This is a genomic window from Streptomyces hilarionis (genome assembly GCF_024539675.1).
Taxonomy (GTDB): domain Bacteria; phylum Actinomycetota; class Actinomycetes; order Streptomycetales; family Streptomycetaceae; genus Streptomyces; species Streptomyces hilarionis.
Genome location: NZ_JAHHIT010000009.1, coordinates 26,678 through 42,203, shown reverse-complemented (window position 1 = coordinate 42,203; position 15,526 = coordinate 26,678). Strand labels below are relative to the sequence as shown.

At 67.8% G+C, this 15,526-nt stretch carries 8 protein-coding genes and 2 rRNA genes (1 of these 10 only partly in view); 5 read left to right on the top strand and 5 right to left on the bottom strand.

What is annotated here, in order from left to right; all coding sequences use genetic code 11:
• Window positions 1-2,690: ribosomal RNA gene (locus KMS84_RS03405) — 23S ribosomal RNA — on the bottom strand; it reaches 329 nt to the left of the window's first position.
• 318 nt (window positions 2,691-3,008) lie between these two features.
• A 16S ribosomal RNA gene (locus KMS84_RS03400) occupies window positions 3,009-4,534 on the bottom strand.
• The 16S and 23S rRNA genes sit together here, the layout of an rRNA operon.
• 583 nt (window positions 4,535-5,117) lie before the next feature.
• Here KMS84_RS03400 and KMS84_RS03395 point away from each other — a divergent pair.
• Together KMS84_RS03395 and ptsP are read left to right on the top strand one after the other, a co-directional pair.
• Entirely contained in the window at window positions 5,118-5,567 is a 450-nt protein-coding gene (locus tag KMS84_RS03395) for a PTS sugar transporter subunit IIA (protein WP_256914498.1), read from the top strand.
• An 80-nt stretch (window positions 5,568-5,647) separates the two neighbouring features.
• Window positions 5,648-7,318: a phosphoenolpyruvate--protein phosphotransferase gene (gene ptsP / locus KMS84_RS03390; RefSeq protein ID WP_256914497.1), complete on the top strand. Its 1,671-nt coding sequence runs from the start codon at window positions 5,648-5,650 to the stop codon at window positions 7,316-7,318.
• A gap of 87 nt (window positions 7,319-7,405) precedes the next feature.
• Here the strand turns inward: ptsP and KMS84_RS03385 are convergent, their stop codons facing one another.
• Both KMS84_RS03385 and KMS84_RS03380 read right to left on the bottom strand, forming a co-directional pair.
• Window positions 7,406-8,302 (bottom strand): DUF8829 domain-containing protein, encoded by an 897-nt coding sequence (locus tag KMS84_RS03385; protein WP_256914496.1) that lies wholly within the window; start codon window positions 8,300-8,302, stop codon window positions 7,406-7,408.
• A gap of 202 nt (window positions 8,303-8,504) precedes the next feature.
• Window positions 8,505-10,472: an acetoacetate--CoA ligase gene (locus tag KMS84_RS03380; RefSeq protein ID WP_256914495.1), complete on the bottom strand. Its 1,968-nt coding sequence runs from the start codon at window positions 10,470-10,472 to the stop codon at window positions 8,505-8,507.
• 214 nt (window positions 10,473-10,686) lie between these two features.
• Here KMS84_RS03380 and KMS84_RS03375 point away from each other — a divergent pair, with 214 nt between their 5' ends.
• Entirely contained in the window at window positions 10,687-13,050 is a 2,364-nt protein-coding gene (locus KMS84_RS03375; protein ID WP_256914494.1) for a glycoside hydrolase family 31 protein, read from the top strand.
• Between the two features lie 2 nt (window positions 13,051-13,052).
• Here the strand turns inward: KMS84_RS03375 and KMS84_RS03370 are convergent, their stop codons facing one another.
• Entirely contained in the window at window positions 13,053-13,589 is a 537-nt protein-coding gene (locus tag KMS84_RS03370; protein WP_256914493.1) for an NUDIX domain-containing protein, read from the bottom strand.
• Between the two features lie 273 nt (window positions 13,590-13,862).
• On the opposite strand from KMS84_RS03370, the gene KMS84_RS03365 reads away from it, so the two are divergent.
• The gene (locus KMS84_RS03365; protein WP_256914492.1) at window positions 13,863-14,309 is read left to right on the top strand and encodes a Zn-ribbon domain-containing OB-fold protein; all 447 of its coding nucleotides are present in this window, start codon (window positions 13,863-13,865) and stop codon (window positions 14,307-14,309) included.
• On the top strand, window positions 14,306-15,496 hold the full coding sequence (locus tag KMS84_RS03360) for a lipid-transfer protein (RefSeq protein ID WP_256914580.1): 1,191 nt from the start codon (window positions 14,306-14,308) through the stop codon (window positions 15,494-15,496). The genes KMS84_RS03365 and KMS84_RS03360 overlap by 4 nt, the downstream gene beginning before the upstream one ends.
• Window positions 15,497-15,526: the final 30 nt, after the last annotated feature.

The following is a 15,526-nucleotide window of genomic DNA, read 5'->3' as shown; positions in this document are numbered from 1 at the left end:
GGGGAAGATCAGCCTGTTATCCCCGGGGTACCTTTTATCCGTTGAGCGACGGCGCTTCCACAAGCCACCGCCGGATCACTAGTCCCGACTTTCGTCCCTGCTCGACCCGTCGGTCTCACAGTCAAGCTCCCTTGTGCACTTACACTCAACACCTGATTGCCAACCAGGCTGAGGGAACCTTTGGGCGCCTCCGTTACTCTTTAGGAGGCAACCGCCCCAGTTAAACTACCCATCAGACACTGTCCCTGATCCGGATCACGGACCCAGGTTAGACATCCAGCACGACCAGAGTGGTATTTCAACGACGACTCCACAACCACTGGCGTGGCCGCTTCAAAGTCTCCCACCTATCCTACACAAGCCGAACCGAACACCAATATCAAACTGTAGTAAAGGTCCCGGGGTCTTTCCGTCCTGCTGCGCGAAACGAGCATCTTTACTCGTAGTGCAATTTCACCGGGCCTATGGTTGAGACAGTCGAGAAGTCGTTACGCCATTCGTGCAGGTCGGAACTTACCCGACAAGGAATTTCGCTACCTTAGGATGGTTATAGTTACCACCGCCGTTTACTGGCGCTTAAGTTCTCAGCTTCGCCACACCGAAATGTGACTAACCGGTCCCCTTAACGTTCCAGCACCGGGCAGGCGTCAGTCCGTATACATCGCCTTACGGCTTCGCACGGACCTGTGTTTTTAGTAAACAGTCGCTTCTCGCTGGTCTCTGCGGCCACACCCAGCTCGAGGAGCAAGTCCTCTCACCAAACGTGGCCCCCCTTCTCCCGAAGTTACGGGGGCATTTTGCCGAGTTCCTTAACCATAGTTCACCCGAACGCCTCGGTATTCTCTACCTGACCACCTGAGTCGGTTTAGGGTACGGGCCGCCATGAAACTCGCTAGAGGCTTTTCTCGACAGCATAGGATCATCCACTTCGCCACAATCGGCTCGGCATCAGGTCTCAGACTATGTGGTGTGCGGATTTGCCTACACACCGTCCTACACCCTTACCCCGGGACAACCACCGCCCGGGATGGACTACCTTCCTGCGTCACCCCATCACTCACCTACTACAAGTCTGGTCCGTCGGCTCCACCACTCCCCTTTGCCCGAAGGCTCCGGGACGGCTTCACGGACTTAGCATCGCCTGATTCAATGTTTGACGCTTCACAGCGGGTACCGGAATATCAACCGGTTATCCATCGACTACGCCTGTCGGCCTCGCCTTAGGTCCCGACTTACCCTGGGCAGATCAGCTTGACCCAGGAACCCTTAGTCAATCGGCGCACACGTTTCTCACGTGTGTATCGCTACTCATGCCTGCATTCTCACTCGTGAACCGTCCACAACTACCTTCCGGTGCTGCTTCACCCGGCACACGACGCTCCCCTACCCATCCACACAGGCGTTGGCCCTATTGTGTGAATGACACGACTTCGGCGGTACGCTTGAGCCCCGCTACATTGTCGGCGCGGAATCACTAGACCAGTGAGCTATTACGCACTCTTTCAAGGGTGGCTGCTTCTAAGCCAACCTCCTGGTTGTCTCTGCGACTCCACATCCTTTCCCACTTAGCGTACGCTTAGGGGCCTTAGTCGATGCTCTGGGCTGTTTCCCTCTCGACCATGGAGCTTATCCCCCACAGTCTCACTGCCGCGCTCTCACTTACCGGCATTCGGAGTTTGGCTAAGGTCAGTAACCCGGTAGGGCCCATCGCCTATCCAGTGCTCTACCTCCGGCAAGAAACACACGACGCTGCACCTAAATGCATTTCGGGGAGAACCAGCTATCACGGAGTTTGATTGGCCTTTCACCCCTAACCACAGGTCATCCCCCAGGTTTTCAACCCTGGTGGGTTCGGTCCTCCACGAAGTCTTACCTCCGCTTCAACCTGCCCATGGCTAGATCACTCCGCTTCGGGTCTTGAGCGTGCTACTGAAACGCCCTATTCGGACTCGCTTTCGCTACGGCTTCCCCACTCGGGTTAACCTCGCAACACACCGCAAACTCGCAGGCTCATTCTTCAAAAGGCACGCAGTCACGAGACACCAAGCAAGCTTGATGTCCGACGCTCCCACGGCTTGTAGGCACACGGTTTCAGGTACTATTTCACTCCGCTCCCGCGGTACTTTTCACCATTCCCTCACGGTACTATCCGCTATCGGTCACCAGGGAATATTTAGGCTTAGCGGGTGGTCCCGCCAGATTCACACGGGATTTCTCGGGCCCCGTGCTACTTGGGTGTCTCTCAAACGAGCCGTTGACGTTTCGACTACGGGGGTCTTACCCTCTACGCCGGACCTTTCGCATGTCCTTCGCCTACATCAACGGTTTCTGACTCGTCTCACGGCCGGCAGACCGTAAAAGAGAGATCCCACAACCCCGTATGCGCAACCCCTGCCGGGTCTCACACGCATACGGTTTGGCCTCATCCGGTTTCGCTCGCCACTACTCCCGGAATCACGGTTGTTTTCTCTTCCTGCGGGTACTGAGATGTTTCACTTCCCCGCGTTCCCTCCACACTGCCTATGTGTTCAGCAGCGGGTGACAGCCCATGACGACTGCCGGGTTTCCCCATTCGGAAACCCCCGGATCAAAGCCTGGTTGACGACTCCCCGGGGACTATCGTGGCCTCCCACGTCCTTCATCGGTTCCTGGTGCCAAGGCATCCACCGTGCGCCCTTAAAAACTTGGCCACAGATGCTCGCGTCCACTGTGCAGTTCTCAAACAACGACCAGCCACCCATCACCCCGGATCCTTACGATCCGAGTTCACTGGGGCCGGCATCAGAAGGACGACCTTGCGGCCGTGCCCTCAGACACCCAACAGCGTGCCCGACACCCTCGCCGCTTCCCTCATTCGTTCCACGCCCCGAAGGACAGTACTGGAAGGAGAAGACAGTCAAGAGTGCCGAATAATCAACGTTCCACCCATGAGCAACCAGCATCGGACGTTCGCCGATGAACTGGCCTCTGACCTCACCCCGAAGGGATCGGTAAGAAGTGCTCCTTAGAAAGGAGGTGATCCAGCCGCACCTTCCGGTACGGCTACCTTGTTACGACTTCGTCCCAATCGCCAGTCCCACCTTCGACAGCTCCCTCCCACAAGGGGTTGGGCCACCGGCTTCGGGTGTTACCGACTTTCGTGACGTGACGGGCGGTGTGTACAAGGCCCGGGAACGTATTCACCGCAGCAATGCTGATCTGCGATTACTAGCAACTCCGACTTCATGGGGTCGAGTTGCAGACCCCAATCCGAACTGAGACCGGCTTTTTGAGATTCGCTCCACCTCACGGTTTCGCAGCTCTTTGTACCGGCCATTGTAGCACGTGTGCAGCCCAAGACATAAGGGGCATGATGACTTGACGTCGTCCCCACCTTCCTCCGAGTTGACCCCGGCAGTCTCCTGTGAGTCCCCATCACCCCGAAGGGCATGCTGGCAACACAGAACAAGGGTTGCGCTCGTTGCGGGACTTAACCCAACATCTCACGACACGAGCTGACGACAGCCATGCACCACCTGTACACCGACCACAAGGGGGCGACCATCTCTGGCCGTTTCCGGTGTATGTCAAGCCTTGGTAAGGTTCTTCGCGTTGCGTCGAATTAAGCCACATGCTCCGCTGCTTGTGCGGGCCCCCGTCAATTCCTTTGAGTTTTAGCCTTGCGGCCGTACTCCCCAGGCGGGGAACTTAATGCGTTAGCTGCGGCACCGACGACGTGGAATGTCGCCAACACCTAGTTCCCACCGTTTACGGCGTGGACTACCAGGGTATCTAATCCTGTTCGCTCCCCACGCTTTCGCTCCTCAGCGTCAGTAATGGCCCAGAGATCCGCCTTCGCCACCGGTGTTCCTCCTGATATCTGCGCATTTCACCGCTACACCAGGAATTCCGATCTCCCCTACCACACTCTAGTCTGCCCGTATCGAATGCAGACCCGGGGTTAAGCCCCGGGCTTTCACATCCGACGTGACAGACCGCCTACGAGCTCTTTACGCCCAATAATTCCGGACAACGCTTGCGCCCTACGTATTACCGCGGCTGCTGGCACGTAGTTAGCCGGCGCTTCTTCTGCAGGTACCGTCACTTTCGCTTCTTCCCTGCTGAAAGAGGTTTACAACCCGAAGGCCGTCATCCCTCACGCGGCGTCGCTGCATCAGGCTTTCGCCCATTGTGCAATATTCCCCACTGCTGCCTCCCGTAGGAGTCTGGGCCGTGTCTCAGTCCCAGTGTGGCCGGTCGCCCTCTCAGGCCGGCTACCCGTCGTCGCCTTGGTGAGCCATTACCTCACCAACAAGCTGATAGGCCGCGGGCTCATCCTTCACCGCCGGAGCTTTCAACCCCCGCAGATGCCTGCGGAAGTGGTATCCGGTATTAGACCCCGTTTCCAGGGCTTGTCCCAGAGTGAAGGGCAGATTGCCCACGTGTTACTCACCCGTTCGCCACTAATCCCCACCGAAGTGGTTCATCGTTCGACTTGCATGTGTTAAGCACGCCGCCAGCGTTCGTCCTGAGCCAGGATCAAACTCTCCGTGAATGTTTACTCGGCCAGTAAATTAATACAGCCGGTGCACACATCACGAGAGCGGAACAGCCAGGCGGAATGAGCCCGGCCGTTCACAGCGTCCTCGCTGTGTTTATTTCAAAGGAACCTCATCCTCGGCTTTCACGGCCGGGGACGGGGTATCAACATATCTGGCGTTGATTTTTGGCACGCTGTTGAGTTCTCAAGGAACGGACGCTTCCTTTGTACTCACCCGAACTTCTCGGGCTTTCCTCCGGGCGCTTCCCTTCGGTCTTGCGTTTCAAACTCTATCAGGGTCTTTCCGGCCTCCTGACCACCGTTCCGCAGACATGCGAAAGATGATCCAGAGTTAGGATCTGACCAGTTTGGGTGCTGCTCGACGAGCGCGCTTGATCGCGTCGCTCCCCTTGAGCAGGAGTACGACTGTACACGCGGCCGCAGAGCCGCTGCAAATCGACTAGGGTAGTGGTCTAGACCACGGATCGGTTGTTCTCGTGCAGAACCGGTACTTCATGTGACATACCCTGCTGCACAGTGCGCCGTCCTGGACCAGCGGTAACGGCCCATATACATCTCCACCCCTGGGAGGCTTCCCATGACCACCGTGACGTCCCCGCTTGCCGGACGCGCCATCGGACTGGCAGCGGTGCCGGATCCCGTCTTCTCCGGAGCCATGGTCGGCCCGGGCACGGCGATCGACCCGGTGCGCGAACCCTCCGAAGCCATCGCGCCCGTGGACGGAGTCATCGTCTCCCTCCACCCCCACGCCTTCGTGGTCGTCGACTCCGAAGGTCACGGCGTGCTCACCCACCTCGGGATCGACACCGTCCAGCTCAACGGCGAGGGCTTCGAGCTTCTCGTGAACAAGGGGGACACCGTCACGCGCGGGCAGGGCATCGTGCGATGGGATCCGAGTGCGGTGGAAGCGGCCGGCAAGTCCCCGGTGTGCCCGATCGTCGCCCTGGAAGCCACGGCCGACGCGCTCGACGGTCTCCGTGAGGGCGGCGACGTGAAGGCCGGCGACGCTCTGTTCTCCTGGCAGTGAAGCCGACGCCGTCCCGGTCGACGGCACGCAGGACAACCACCGCGGCGGCAGGGGCCGCCGCACTATGGGAGACGGGTGAGATGGAGACAACGCTGCGAGGCGTCGGCGTGAGCCACGGTGTGGCGATCGGCGAGGTTCGGCACATGGGAACGGCGGTGCTCGAACCGCCTGCCAAGCAGAACCCGGCGCAGGACGCGGGGCGCGAACAGGGGCGCGCCCGCAAGGCCGTGGAGGCGGTGGCGGCCGACCTGACGGCGCGCGGCAACCTGGCGGGGGGCGAGGCGCAGGCGGTGCTCGAGGCGCAGGCCATGATGGCCCAGGACCCCGAGCTGATGGTCGACGTCGACCGGCGGATCGCCGTCGGCAGCACGGCCGAGCGGGCCGTGTACGACGCCTTCGCCGCCTACCGCGAACTGCTGGCCGGCGCCGGTGAGTACCTGGCGGGCCGGGTGGCCGACCTCGACGACGTGCGCAACCGTATCGTCGCCCGGCTGCTGGGCGTTCCGATGCCCGGTGTGCCCGACAGCGACGAGCCGTACGTGCTGGTGGCCCGGGACCTGGCCCCGGCCGACACGGCGCTGCTGGACCCGACGCTGGTCCTCGGCTTCGTGACCGAGGAGGGCGGGCCGACGAGTCACAGTGCGATCCTCGCCCGGGCGCTCGGGGTGCCGGCCGTCGTCGCTCTGCCGGGCGCGGGCGAGCTCGCGGAGGGCACGATGATCGCCGTCGACGGCAGCACGGGCGACGTCCACGTGAATCCGAGCGACGAGAAGAAGGCCCGGCTCGAGGCCGCTGCCGCCGAGCGCAAGGCGGCGCTGGCCGCCTCGACGGGGCCGGGGGCGACCGCCGACGGTCACAAGGTGCCGTTGCTGGCGAACGTCGGCGGACCGGCCGACGTGCCGGCCGCCCTCGACGCCGGGGCGGAGGGCGTCGGTCTGTTCCGCACCGAGTTCCTCTTCCTCGACGACAGCAAGAACGCGCCGTCCGAGGAGAAGCAGGTCGAGGCGTACCGGCAGGTGCTCGAGGCGTTCCCGGAGGGTCGGGTCGTCGTGCGGGTGCTGGACGCGGGGGCGGACAAGCCGCTGGACTTCCTGACTCCGGCCGACGAGCCCAACCCGGCGCTGGGTGTGCGGGGGCTGCGGACCCTGCTCGACCACCCCGACGTGCTGCGGACGCAGCTGACGGCGCTGGCGAAGGCTGCCGAGGGGCTGCCCGTCCACCTCGAGGTCATGGCGCCCATGGTGGCGGACCGCACCGACGCCAAGGCCTTCGCGGACGCCTGTCGCGACGCGGGGCTGCGGGCGAAGTTCGGCGCGATGGTCGAGATTCCGTCGGCTGCGCTGCGGGCTCGTTCGATCCTCCAGGAGGTGGAGTTCCTGTCCCTGGGGACGAACGACCTCGCGCAGTACACGTTCGCGGCGGACCGGCAGGTGGGGGCGGTGTCCCGGCTCCAGGATCCGTGGCAGCCCGCGCTGCTCGACCTCGTCGCCGCGTCCGCCGAGGCGGCCAGGGCCGAGGGCAAGAGCTGCGGGGTGTGCGGCGAGGCCGCGGCCGACCCGCTGCTCGCGTGTGTGCTGACGGGTCTGGGCGTCACCTCCCTTTCCATGGGGTCGGCGTCGATTCCGTACGTGCGCAGCGCTCTGGCGAAGTACACGCTGGCCCAGTGCGAGCGTGCCGCGGCCGCCGCGCGTGCGTGCGACAGCGCGCAGGAGGCACGCGACGCGGCACAGGCCGTGTTGTCCGGGGAGTAGCCGGAACGGGTCGGCTGTCCCGCGGTGAGCAGGGGCGCTCCGCCTTCGGGTGGAGCGCCCCTGTCGTGGGCGGGCGTCGCCGGTCGGTCAGTGGGTGTGGCCGGGGGGCCGCGCGCGGGGACCGAGGTCCGGTGGGAAGCAGTAGTCGACGCCGGACTCGGGTGAGATGAGTTCGCCGGACTCGGCGTCGGTGCAGTAGGCGTCGAAGACCTCGCCGGCGGTCAGGGGTTCGAGGCCTTCGCCGCGCAGGCGCCATCCGTAGACCTGGTCGCGCGCGCCCGGGGCGCTGGTGCGCATGACCAGTCCGCCGGGGCTCCGAGTGGCGAGCCCGAGGGCGAGGACGGTGGTGAACTCCAGGGCCTCGGCGTCGTCGAACGGTGGGCCGGTGTCGTCGCTCTCGTCGTCGGCCTGGAGGACGGCGAGGAGTGTTTCGGGTGTCCCGGTGACGCTGCAGACGAGATGCCGGTCGCCCGGCGGTGCGCTGTCGAGGATGCGGGCGAGGAGGTCGGAGGCGCGGGTGAAGGCGGCTCGGCCGATGTCCTCGCCGCAGGTGGCGCAGGGGCCGAGGCGGGCGAGCAGGGTGGCGGCGTATTCCCAGGTGGCCTGTCGGACGGCTTCGTCGACGAGGGCGGGCAGCAGGTCGGCGAGGGCTTGGCCGTCGTACGGGACGGTGGGGCCCGTGGTCGCGAGCTCGGCCGTGAAACGGGTGCGGTTGCCGGGGTCGTCGGCGTCGAGGCCCTTGGCCGCGCAGTACGCGGCGTAGTCCTGCGGGTCGAAGAGGGCCAGCGTGGTGTGGCTGCCCTGTAGGGCGCGTGTCCTCAGCAGGCCTTCGACCTGCTGGAGGTAGGTGGCGTGGTCGTCGAACGGGAAGGTGCGGTAGCGGCGCATGGCGCGGAAGTCGTGTTCGTCGGTGAGGACGCCGATGGTGCCGGCGATCTCCCGGCGCAGGACGCGCCGCATGGTCTGCTGGTCGGTGTCTGCCACGTTGTCCCCCTGGTGTGCACGTCGATCAATGCTCACTCACAGTAATCGACGGCACTGACAGTGAGGGTCGGGTGGATCGTCGGCTGCCCAGTGCGGCACGGAAAGTGCTGTTCACAGGCGTGAGTGCGGCCGGTCCGGGCCTCGCGGTCGTGCCGGCGAGGCCCGGACCGGCCGCGGTGTTCGGACGGCGGCCCGGCAGGGGTCAGGACCGCTTGCGGGCCAGGTCCTCGTAGAAGTGCAGCAGGTCGAGGTCGTCGATGGAGCCGGGGTTGACGGCCTTCTCCAGCGGGGTGCCCTGGAGGAGACGCTTGACCGGGACCTCGATGCGCTTGCCGGTCAGGGTGTGCGGCACGCCGGGCACTTCGATGACCTCGTCGGGGACGTGGCGTGGCGACAGCTGCTCGCGGATGGCCCGCTTGATGCGGTCCAGGAGCGCCTCGTCCAGGACCGCTCCCGGGGCGAGATGGACGAAGAGCGGCATCCAGTACCCGCCGTCGGCCTGCTCGATGCCGATGACCAGGGATTCCTTGATCTCGGGGATGCGCTCGACGACCTCGTAGATGTCCGCCGAGCCCATGCGCACGCCCTGGCGGTTGAGCGTGGAGTCGGAGCGGCCGTGGATGACGACGGAACCGCGTGAGGTGACGGTGATCCAGTCGCCGTGCCGCCACACGCCGGGATAGGTGTCGAAGTAGCTGTCGTGGTAGCGGCTGCCGTCCGGGTCGTTCCAGAAGCGGACCGGCATCGAGGGCATGGGGTTGGTGACGACCAGTTCGCCGACCTCGTCGGTCACGGGCCGGCCTTCGGGGTCCCAGGCCTGAAGGTCGGTGCCGAGGCCGGGGGCCTGGAGCTCGCCGGTGTAGACGGGGAGGGTGGGGACGGCTCCGGCGAAGCAGGAGCACACGTCCGTGCCCCCGCTGACGGAGGCGATCCACAGGTCGTCGCGGACCTCGTCGTGCAGCCAGCGGAATCCGTCGGGCGGGAGCGGAGACCCCGTGGTGGCCACGCAGCGGACCCTGGAGAGGTCGAAGTCGCGCGAGGGGTGCACCTCCGCCTTGCGACAGGCCATCACGTACGCCGCCGACGTGCCGTAGAGGGTGGCGCCGGTGCGTTCGGCCACGCGCCATTGCGCGCCGGTGTCGGGGTGGCCGGGGCTGCCGTCGTAGAGAACGATCGTGGTCCCGGTCAGCAGGCCGGAGACGAGGAAGTTCCACATCATCCAACCGGTCGAGGTGTACCAGAAGAAGCGGTCCGCGGGTCCGAGGTCGCAGTGCAGGCCGAGCTGCTTGAGGTGCTCGACGAGGATGCCCCCCTGGGACTGGACGATGGCCTTGGGCAGGCCGGTGGTGCCGGAGGAGTAGAGCACCCAGAGCGGGTGGTCGAAGGGGACCTGTTCGAAGACGGGTTCCTCGTCCGCGGCCGTCAGCGCCGACCAGTCCAGGGCGTCCTCGGGCGGCTCGGCGCCGAGGAGGGGGATGTGGACCACGGCGCGCAGGGTGGGGAGCTCGGCGCGGAGTTCGGCGACGACCGCGCGCCGGTCGTGTTCCTTGCCTCCGTAGCGGTAGCCGTCGACGGCGAACAGGACGACGGGTTCGACCTGCTGGAACCGGTCGAGGACGCTGCGGGCGCCGAAGTCGGGGGCGCAGGAGGTCCACACGCCGCCCACGGCGGCCGTGGCGAGGAGGGCGACGACCGCCTGGGGGATGTTCGGAAGGTATCCGCTGACCCGGTCGCCGGGGCGGACGCCGAGCGCGCGCAGTTCGCCGGCCAGCGCGCCGACCTGGCGGCGCAGCTCGGACCAGGTCACGGGGCTGGGTTCGTGGATCTCGTCGACGTACAGCAGGGCCGGTTCGTCCGGTCGGGTGGCGGCCGCTCGCAGCGCGTGCTCGGCGTAGTTCAGCGTCCCGCCGGGGAACCACTCGGCGCCGGGCATGGTGCGTGAGCCCAGCACGCGCGTGTACGGCGTCGAGAACCGTACGTCGAACCATTCCGTGACGGCCTTCCAGAACGTCTCCAGCTCGTCGACGGACCAGCGGTGCAGCGCCGGGTAGCCGCCTTCGGAGGGGGCTCCGTGGTGTTCGGCCGCCCAGGTCTGGAACTTGGTGACCTGGGCCTCGGCCGTTCGCTGCGGATCTGGCCGCCAGAGCGGCTCGGGGTTCGAGGTGGGCATGAGTCGGCTCCCGGACTGTGCGCGTCGTGTGCGTCGCCCGCGCACGAGCAGGGGTGGTGCGCGTGACGCGGCTGACACGGACGATGCCATGTGATCGACTTCTGCACCAGGGCGGGCGCACCACAGTCGGTGGGGTGACGATGTGCTCCCGCCACAGGTGAACGGCAGTTGAACGACCCGCGCGCGTGCCGCGGTCAGTGACAGGGTGAGCAGTATGAGCGGTCGTGACCTGGTGCGTTCGATGAAGGCGGTCGGTTCGGCGGGGGCTGCCAAAGGGTTGCGCACCGTGCGGGCGTCATGGCGCAGGAGGCGCGCCGACGCGGCGGGCCTGGCGGCGCGGGGGCCGGAGCGCGCGCGGGTGCCCGGTCCGCTCCAGGAGGCCCGGCCGGGGCCCGGTGGGGGGACGCTCCGGTTCAGCCGTTCGGAGCTGACGGTCCGCGTGACCGCGAGCGGGGCCGTGTTCTGGGGGTGGGACGGGGCGGAGCCGGAGCCGTCGTACGCGCTGGCCGGTCCCTGTCCCGGGCCGGACGCGCGCGTGGTGCTGGAGCCGGACAAGGACGGCGGCTGGCGGGTGGTGGCGGAGCGGGTGACGGTCGTGGTCTCCCGGCACGGGGCCGTCGAGGTGTGCACACCGGGAGGCGTCGTGCTGCGCCGTGATCTGCCGCCCCGGTGGTGGGAGCGGGAGGCGGGCGGCCCGGCGCGGTGGATGCAGCGCTCGGAGGTGGCGGCGGACGCGCGGTTCTTCGGCCTCGGCGGCCGTGCGTCGGGGCCGCGGCTGCGCGACGGCGCGTACCGGCTGTGGAACACCGATCCCGGGCGGGAGGTCGGCGCCGGACACGATCCGCTTCATCTGACGATGCCGGTGCAGCTGGTGGTGGCGGACGCGGGGTCGCACCTGGTGTTCCACGACACGTCGTGGGACGGCACGGTCGTGCTGCGGGAGGGCGAGGAGGGCGCGGGGTCCGGGCACGACCGGCCGGGGGCGTGCGAGGTGCGGATGGACGGCGGGCCGTTGCGGTGCTGGGTGATGGCGGGCACGCCCGCGCGTGTGCTTCTCACCTGGGCCTCGCTCACCGGGGGGCCGGCGGTGCCGCCTGCGTGGGCGTTCGGCCACCATCACCTGCGGCAGGGCTTCGCCGGTGAGCAGGAGGTCCGCCGGCTCGTCGAGGGTTACCGGGAGCACGGTCTGCCGTTGGACGCGGTCCACCTGGACGTCGACCACTACGACGAGCACCGGGTCTTCACTGTGGATCAGGACCGTTTCCCCAAGCTGTCGGTGCTGGCCGAGGAGCTGCGGCGGGAGGGGACGCAGCTGGTGTCGGTCATGGACCCGGCGGTCAAGGCCGTGCCGGGCACTGCCGTGTTCGACGGCGGGGTCGCGGAGGACGCCTTCGTGCGCGACGCGTCGGGGCGGCTCGTCGAGGGCGTGGGGCGGCCCGGGGAGACGGTGTTCCCGGATTTCACGCACGCGCGTGTGCGGCGGTGGTGGGGTGATCTGCACGCCGAGCGGATCGAGCAGGGCTTCACCGGCTTCTGGCACGACAGGGACGAGCCGACGACCTTCGCCGCCTTCGGGGAGTCGACCCTGCCCCGGTCATCCCGGCACTCCCTGGAGGGGCGGGGCGGGGATCACCGCGAGGCGCACAACGTGTACGGGCTGTGCATGGCCCGGGCGGCGTACGAGGGGCTGAGGAGGCTGGAACCGGAGCGGCGTCCGTTCGTGGTCTCCCGGTCCGGCTGGGCGGGGCTGCAACGGTACGGGGGCGCCTGGTGCGGAGACGTCGATTCCGGCTGGCCGGGGCTGCGGGCGTCGGTGTCCCTGGTGGTGGGCCTCGGTTTGTGCGGGGTGCCCTTCTCGGGGCCGGACGTGGCCGGGTTCGACGGCGGTCCCTCGCCCGAGCTGTATCTGCGCCGGCTTCAGCTGGGGGCCTATCTGCCGTTGTTGCGCACACGCGCGCGTGGACGCGGGGGCGCTCAGGAGCCGTGGGAGTTCGGCGCCGAGGTGCTGGAGCACGCGCGTGGGGCGCTCGTCGAGCGTCGCCGGCTGATGCCGTACTTCGTGACGCTGGCGCATCTGGCGAGCCGTACGGGCGCTCCGATGGTGCGTCCGGTGTGGTGGGGGTCGCCTCGCAACCGGACCCTGCGGGACTGTGAGGACGTCTTCCTGCTGGGCGAGCACCTGCTGGTGGCGCCCGTGCTGGAGCCGGGCGCCGACCGGCGTGCGGTGCGGCTTCCGCGGGGGCGCTGGTACGACACGGCTACGGGCCGGGCGTACGAGGGACCGGGCCGGGTGGTGGTGGAGGCCCCGTTGTCGCGTGTTCCGGTGCTCGCGCGGGCGGGCGCCGTCCTGCCGGTGCGGGGCGGCGGCGGGCTGGAACTGGAGGTATGGGCGCCGGTCCGGGGGCGGACGGGCGGGGGCCTGGTGGTGCGCGAGGCCGTCGACGGCGGGGAGGAGCCGGTGACCGAGCGGTACGTGTCCCGCTGGGAGGGCTCGCGGGTGGTCGTGGAGCGGGAGGGTGAGGACGGCCCGCGGACGCCGTCCCACCCGGTCCGCGTTCGCGGGCTCGGCGAGGGGTGACGTCAGATGTAGCGGCCCTCGAAGAACGCCCGCACCGCGACGGTGTGAAGCGGGAAGGCGAGTTCCTCCGGCCGGTGCAGCAGGAGCCAGCCCTCGGTCTCGTCGGTGGCGGCCGACGCCGGCAGCCGGTCGGCGGGGCGCTCGGGCAGGAGCCCGAACAGCAGGAGGTGGCCGTCGGGCGAGCTCATGGCGTCGGCGAGCCGCACGTCGCGGGACGCCGCTTCGATGCCGGTCTCCTCCATGAGTTCGCGGACGACGGCCTGCCGCCAGTCCTCGCGGTCGTCGATGAAGCCGCCGGGCAGGGCGATGCGCCCACGCGCGGGAGCGATGGTTCGGGTGATGACGACCAGGGCGGTGCCCTTGGAGTCGTACACGGGCTGGAGGGCGACGGCCACCGGCAGCGGGTTGCGGTAGACCACGGTGGAGCAGACCCGGCAGGTGCGGGGCCAGCCGGTGGCGCCCTCCCCGTAGGGCGCTCCGCAGCTCGAACAGTGGGAGCCGCACGCGGAGTTCGAAGTGGAGTGCAGAGTTTCGGACACGCGGCGGAGCGTATCCGATCTTGCGAAGGACGTCGTACGGCGGCGGCGCAGCGCGGTGCGGCGAAGGAGGGCGGTGAGGCGGCTTAGACGGTAGGCCGAAGGGGGCCGCCCCGCCCTTCGTCGCCCGACGGCGATCGACAGCAGGTCGGTCGAGCGCGGGAGTGACGCCGCGTGACGCCGCGGACGGTCGTGTCGTGTCCGCTCCCTGCCCATTCGCTCCGGGCCGTGCCACACTTCTGATGAGTCGTCAGATGACGAGTCCGGGGAGGGCCCTTGTCGCGTGCACGCATACCTGTCGTCGCCGGATGGTTCACCGGGGAGGGAGACGACTTCACGCTGCTCGGCACGCGTTGCTCGCACTGCCGCGCGGTCTTCTTCCCCCGCGAGGACGCCTACTGTCGCAATCCGGACTGCCAGAGCGGTGACCTCGAGGAGGTGCCGCTCTCCCGTCGCGGACGGGTGTGGTCGTACACGGACAGCCGGTACCGTCCTCCGTCACCCTATGTGACGGATCCGGAACTTCCGTGGGAGCCGTACGCGTTGATCGCTGTGGAGCTGGAGTCCGAGCGGATCGTGGTGCTGGGACAGGCGGTTCCCGGGATCACCGCCGCCGATCTGACGGTGGGCATGGAGATGGAGGTCGTCCCGGGCGTGCTCAACGAGGACGCGGAGACGACCTGGACCATCTGGCGATGGCGGCCGACAGGGGTGGCGGGATGACGACGGAGGTGGCGGTGCTCGGGGCGGGGATGCATCCGTGGGGCAAGTGGGGGCGCGGCTTCGTCGAGTACGGGGTGAAGGCCGCGCGCGCGGCTCTGGCGGACGCGCGCGTCGCCTGGCGGGACGTCGATGCGATCGTCGGCGCGGACACGGTGCGCGGCGGGTATCCGGGCCACGTGGCCGGGGCGACGTTCGCGAAGGCGCTGGGGTGGCAGGGTGCACGGGTGACGAGCGTGTACGCGGCGTGCGCCTCGGGGGCGCAGGCGATCGACGCGGCCCGGTCCCAGATCCTCGCGGGCCGGGCGGACGTGGTGCTGGTGGTGGGGGCCGACGCGGCGCCCAAGGGCTTCTTCCGGCCGGCGGGAGGCGACCGGCCGGACGATCCCGACTGGCTGCGGTTCCGCGCGCTCGGCGCGACCAACCCGGCGTACTTCGGGCTGTACGCGCGTCGGCGCATGGCGGTGCACGGGGACACCCTGGAGGACTTCGCGCAGGTCAAGGTGAAGAACGCGGCCATGGGCGCACTGAACCCGTACGCGCGTTACCGCAGGCGGGTGACCCCGGAGGAGGTCGCCGCCTCCGCCGTCGTGGCCGATCCGCTGCGGCTGCTGGACATCTGCGCCACCTCCGACGGCGGTGCGGCCCTGGTGCTGTCCAGCATGGAGTTCGCCCGTAGGCACGGTGCGGCGGATCCGGTGCGGATCAGGGCGGTGTCCACCGTGACCCCCCGCTACCCCTGCACCGTCCTCGACCTGCCGGACATCGCGACCGATTCCGCCTCGGGGGCCGAACCGGAGGCCGAGCCGTTCCGGGCGTCGATCGCCCGGGCGGCGTACGAGGAGGCGGGCCTCGGCCCCGAGGACCTGTCGCTCGCCGAGGTCTACGACCTGTCCACGGCTCTGGAACTGCAGTGGTACGAGGACCTGGGCCTGTGCGGCGAGGGCGAGGCCGTCAAACTGCTGCGGGAGGGCGTGACCGCGCCGGGCGGTCGCATACCGGTGAACACGAGCGGTGGCCTCGCCTCCTTCGGGGAGGCGGTTCCCGCCCAGGCCATCGCTCAGGTCTGCGAGGTCACCCGGCAGTTGCGGGGGCAGGCGGGCGATCGTCAGGTCCCGGACGCGCGCGTGGCCGTCACGGCCAACCAGGGCCTGTTCGGCCATGGTTCGGCGGTGGTGGCGGTGCGGTGAGACCTCGACCGCGGCCCGGGGCCCGTCCTG

Bases quoted from the DNA above. Each gene is read 5' to 3' on its own strand.
- KMS84_RS03380 (WP_256914495.1), bottom strand. From the start codon at position 10,472: ATGCCCACCTCGAACCCCGAGCCGCTCTGGCGGCCAGATCCGCAGCGA.
- ptsP (WP_256914497.1), top strand. From the start codon at position 5,648: ATGGAGACAACGCTGCGAGGCGTCGGCGTGAGCCACGGTGTGGCGATC.
- KMS84_RS03375 (WP_256914494.1), top strand. From the start codon at position 10,687: ATGAGCGGTCGTGACCTGGTGCGTTCGATGAAGGCGGTCGGTTCGGCG.
- KMS84_RS03360 (WP_256914580.1), top strand. From the start codon at position 14,306: ATGACGACGGAGGTGGCGGTGCTCGGGGCGGGGATGCATCCGTGGGGC.
- KMS84_RS03395 (WP_256914498.1), top strand. From the start codon at position 5,118: ATGACCACCGTGACGTCCCCGCTTGCCGGACGCGCCATCGGACTGGCA.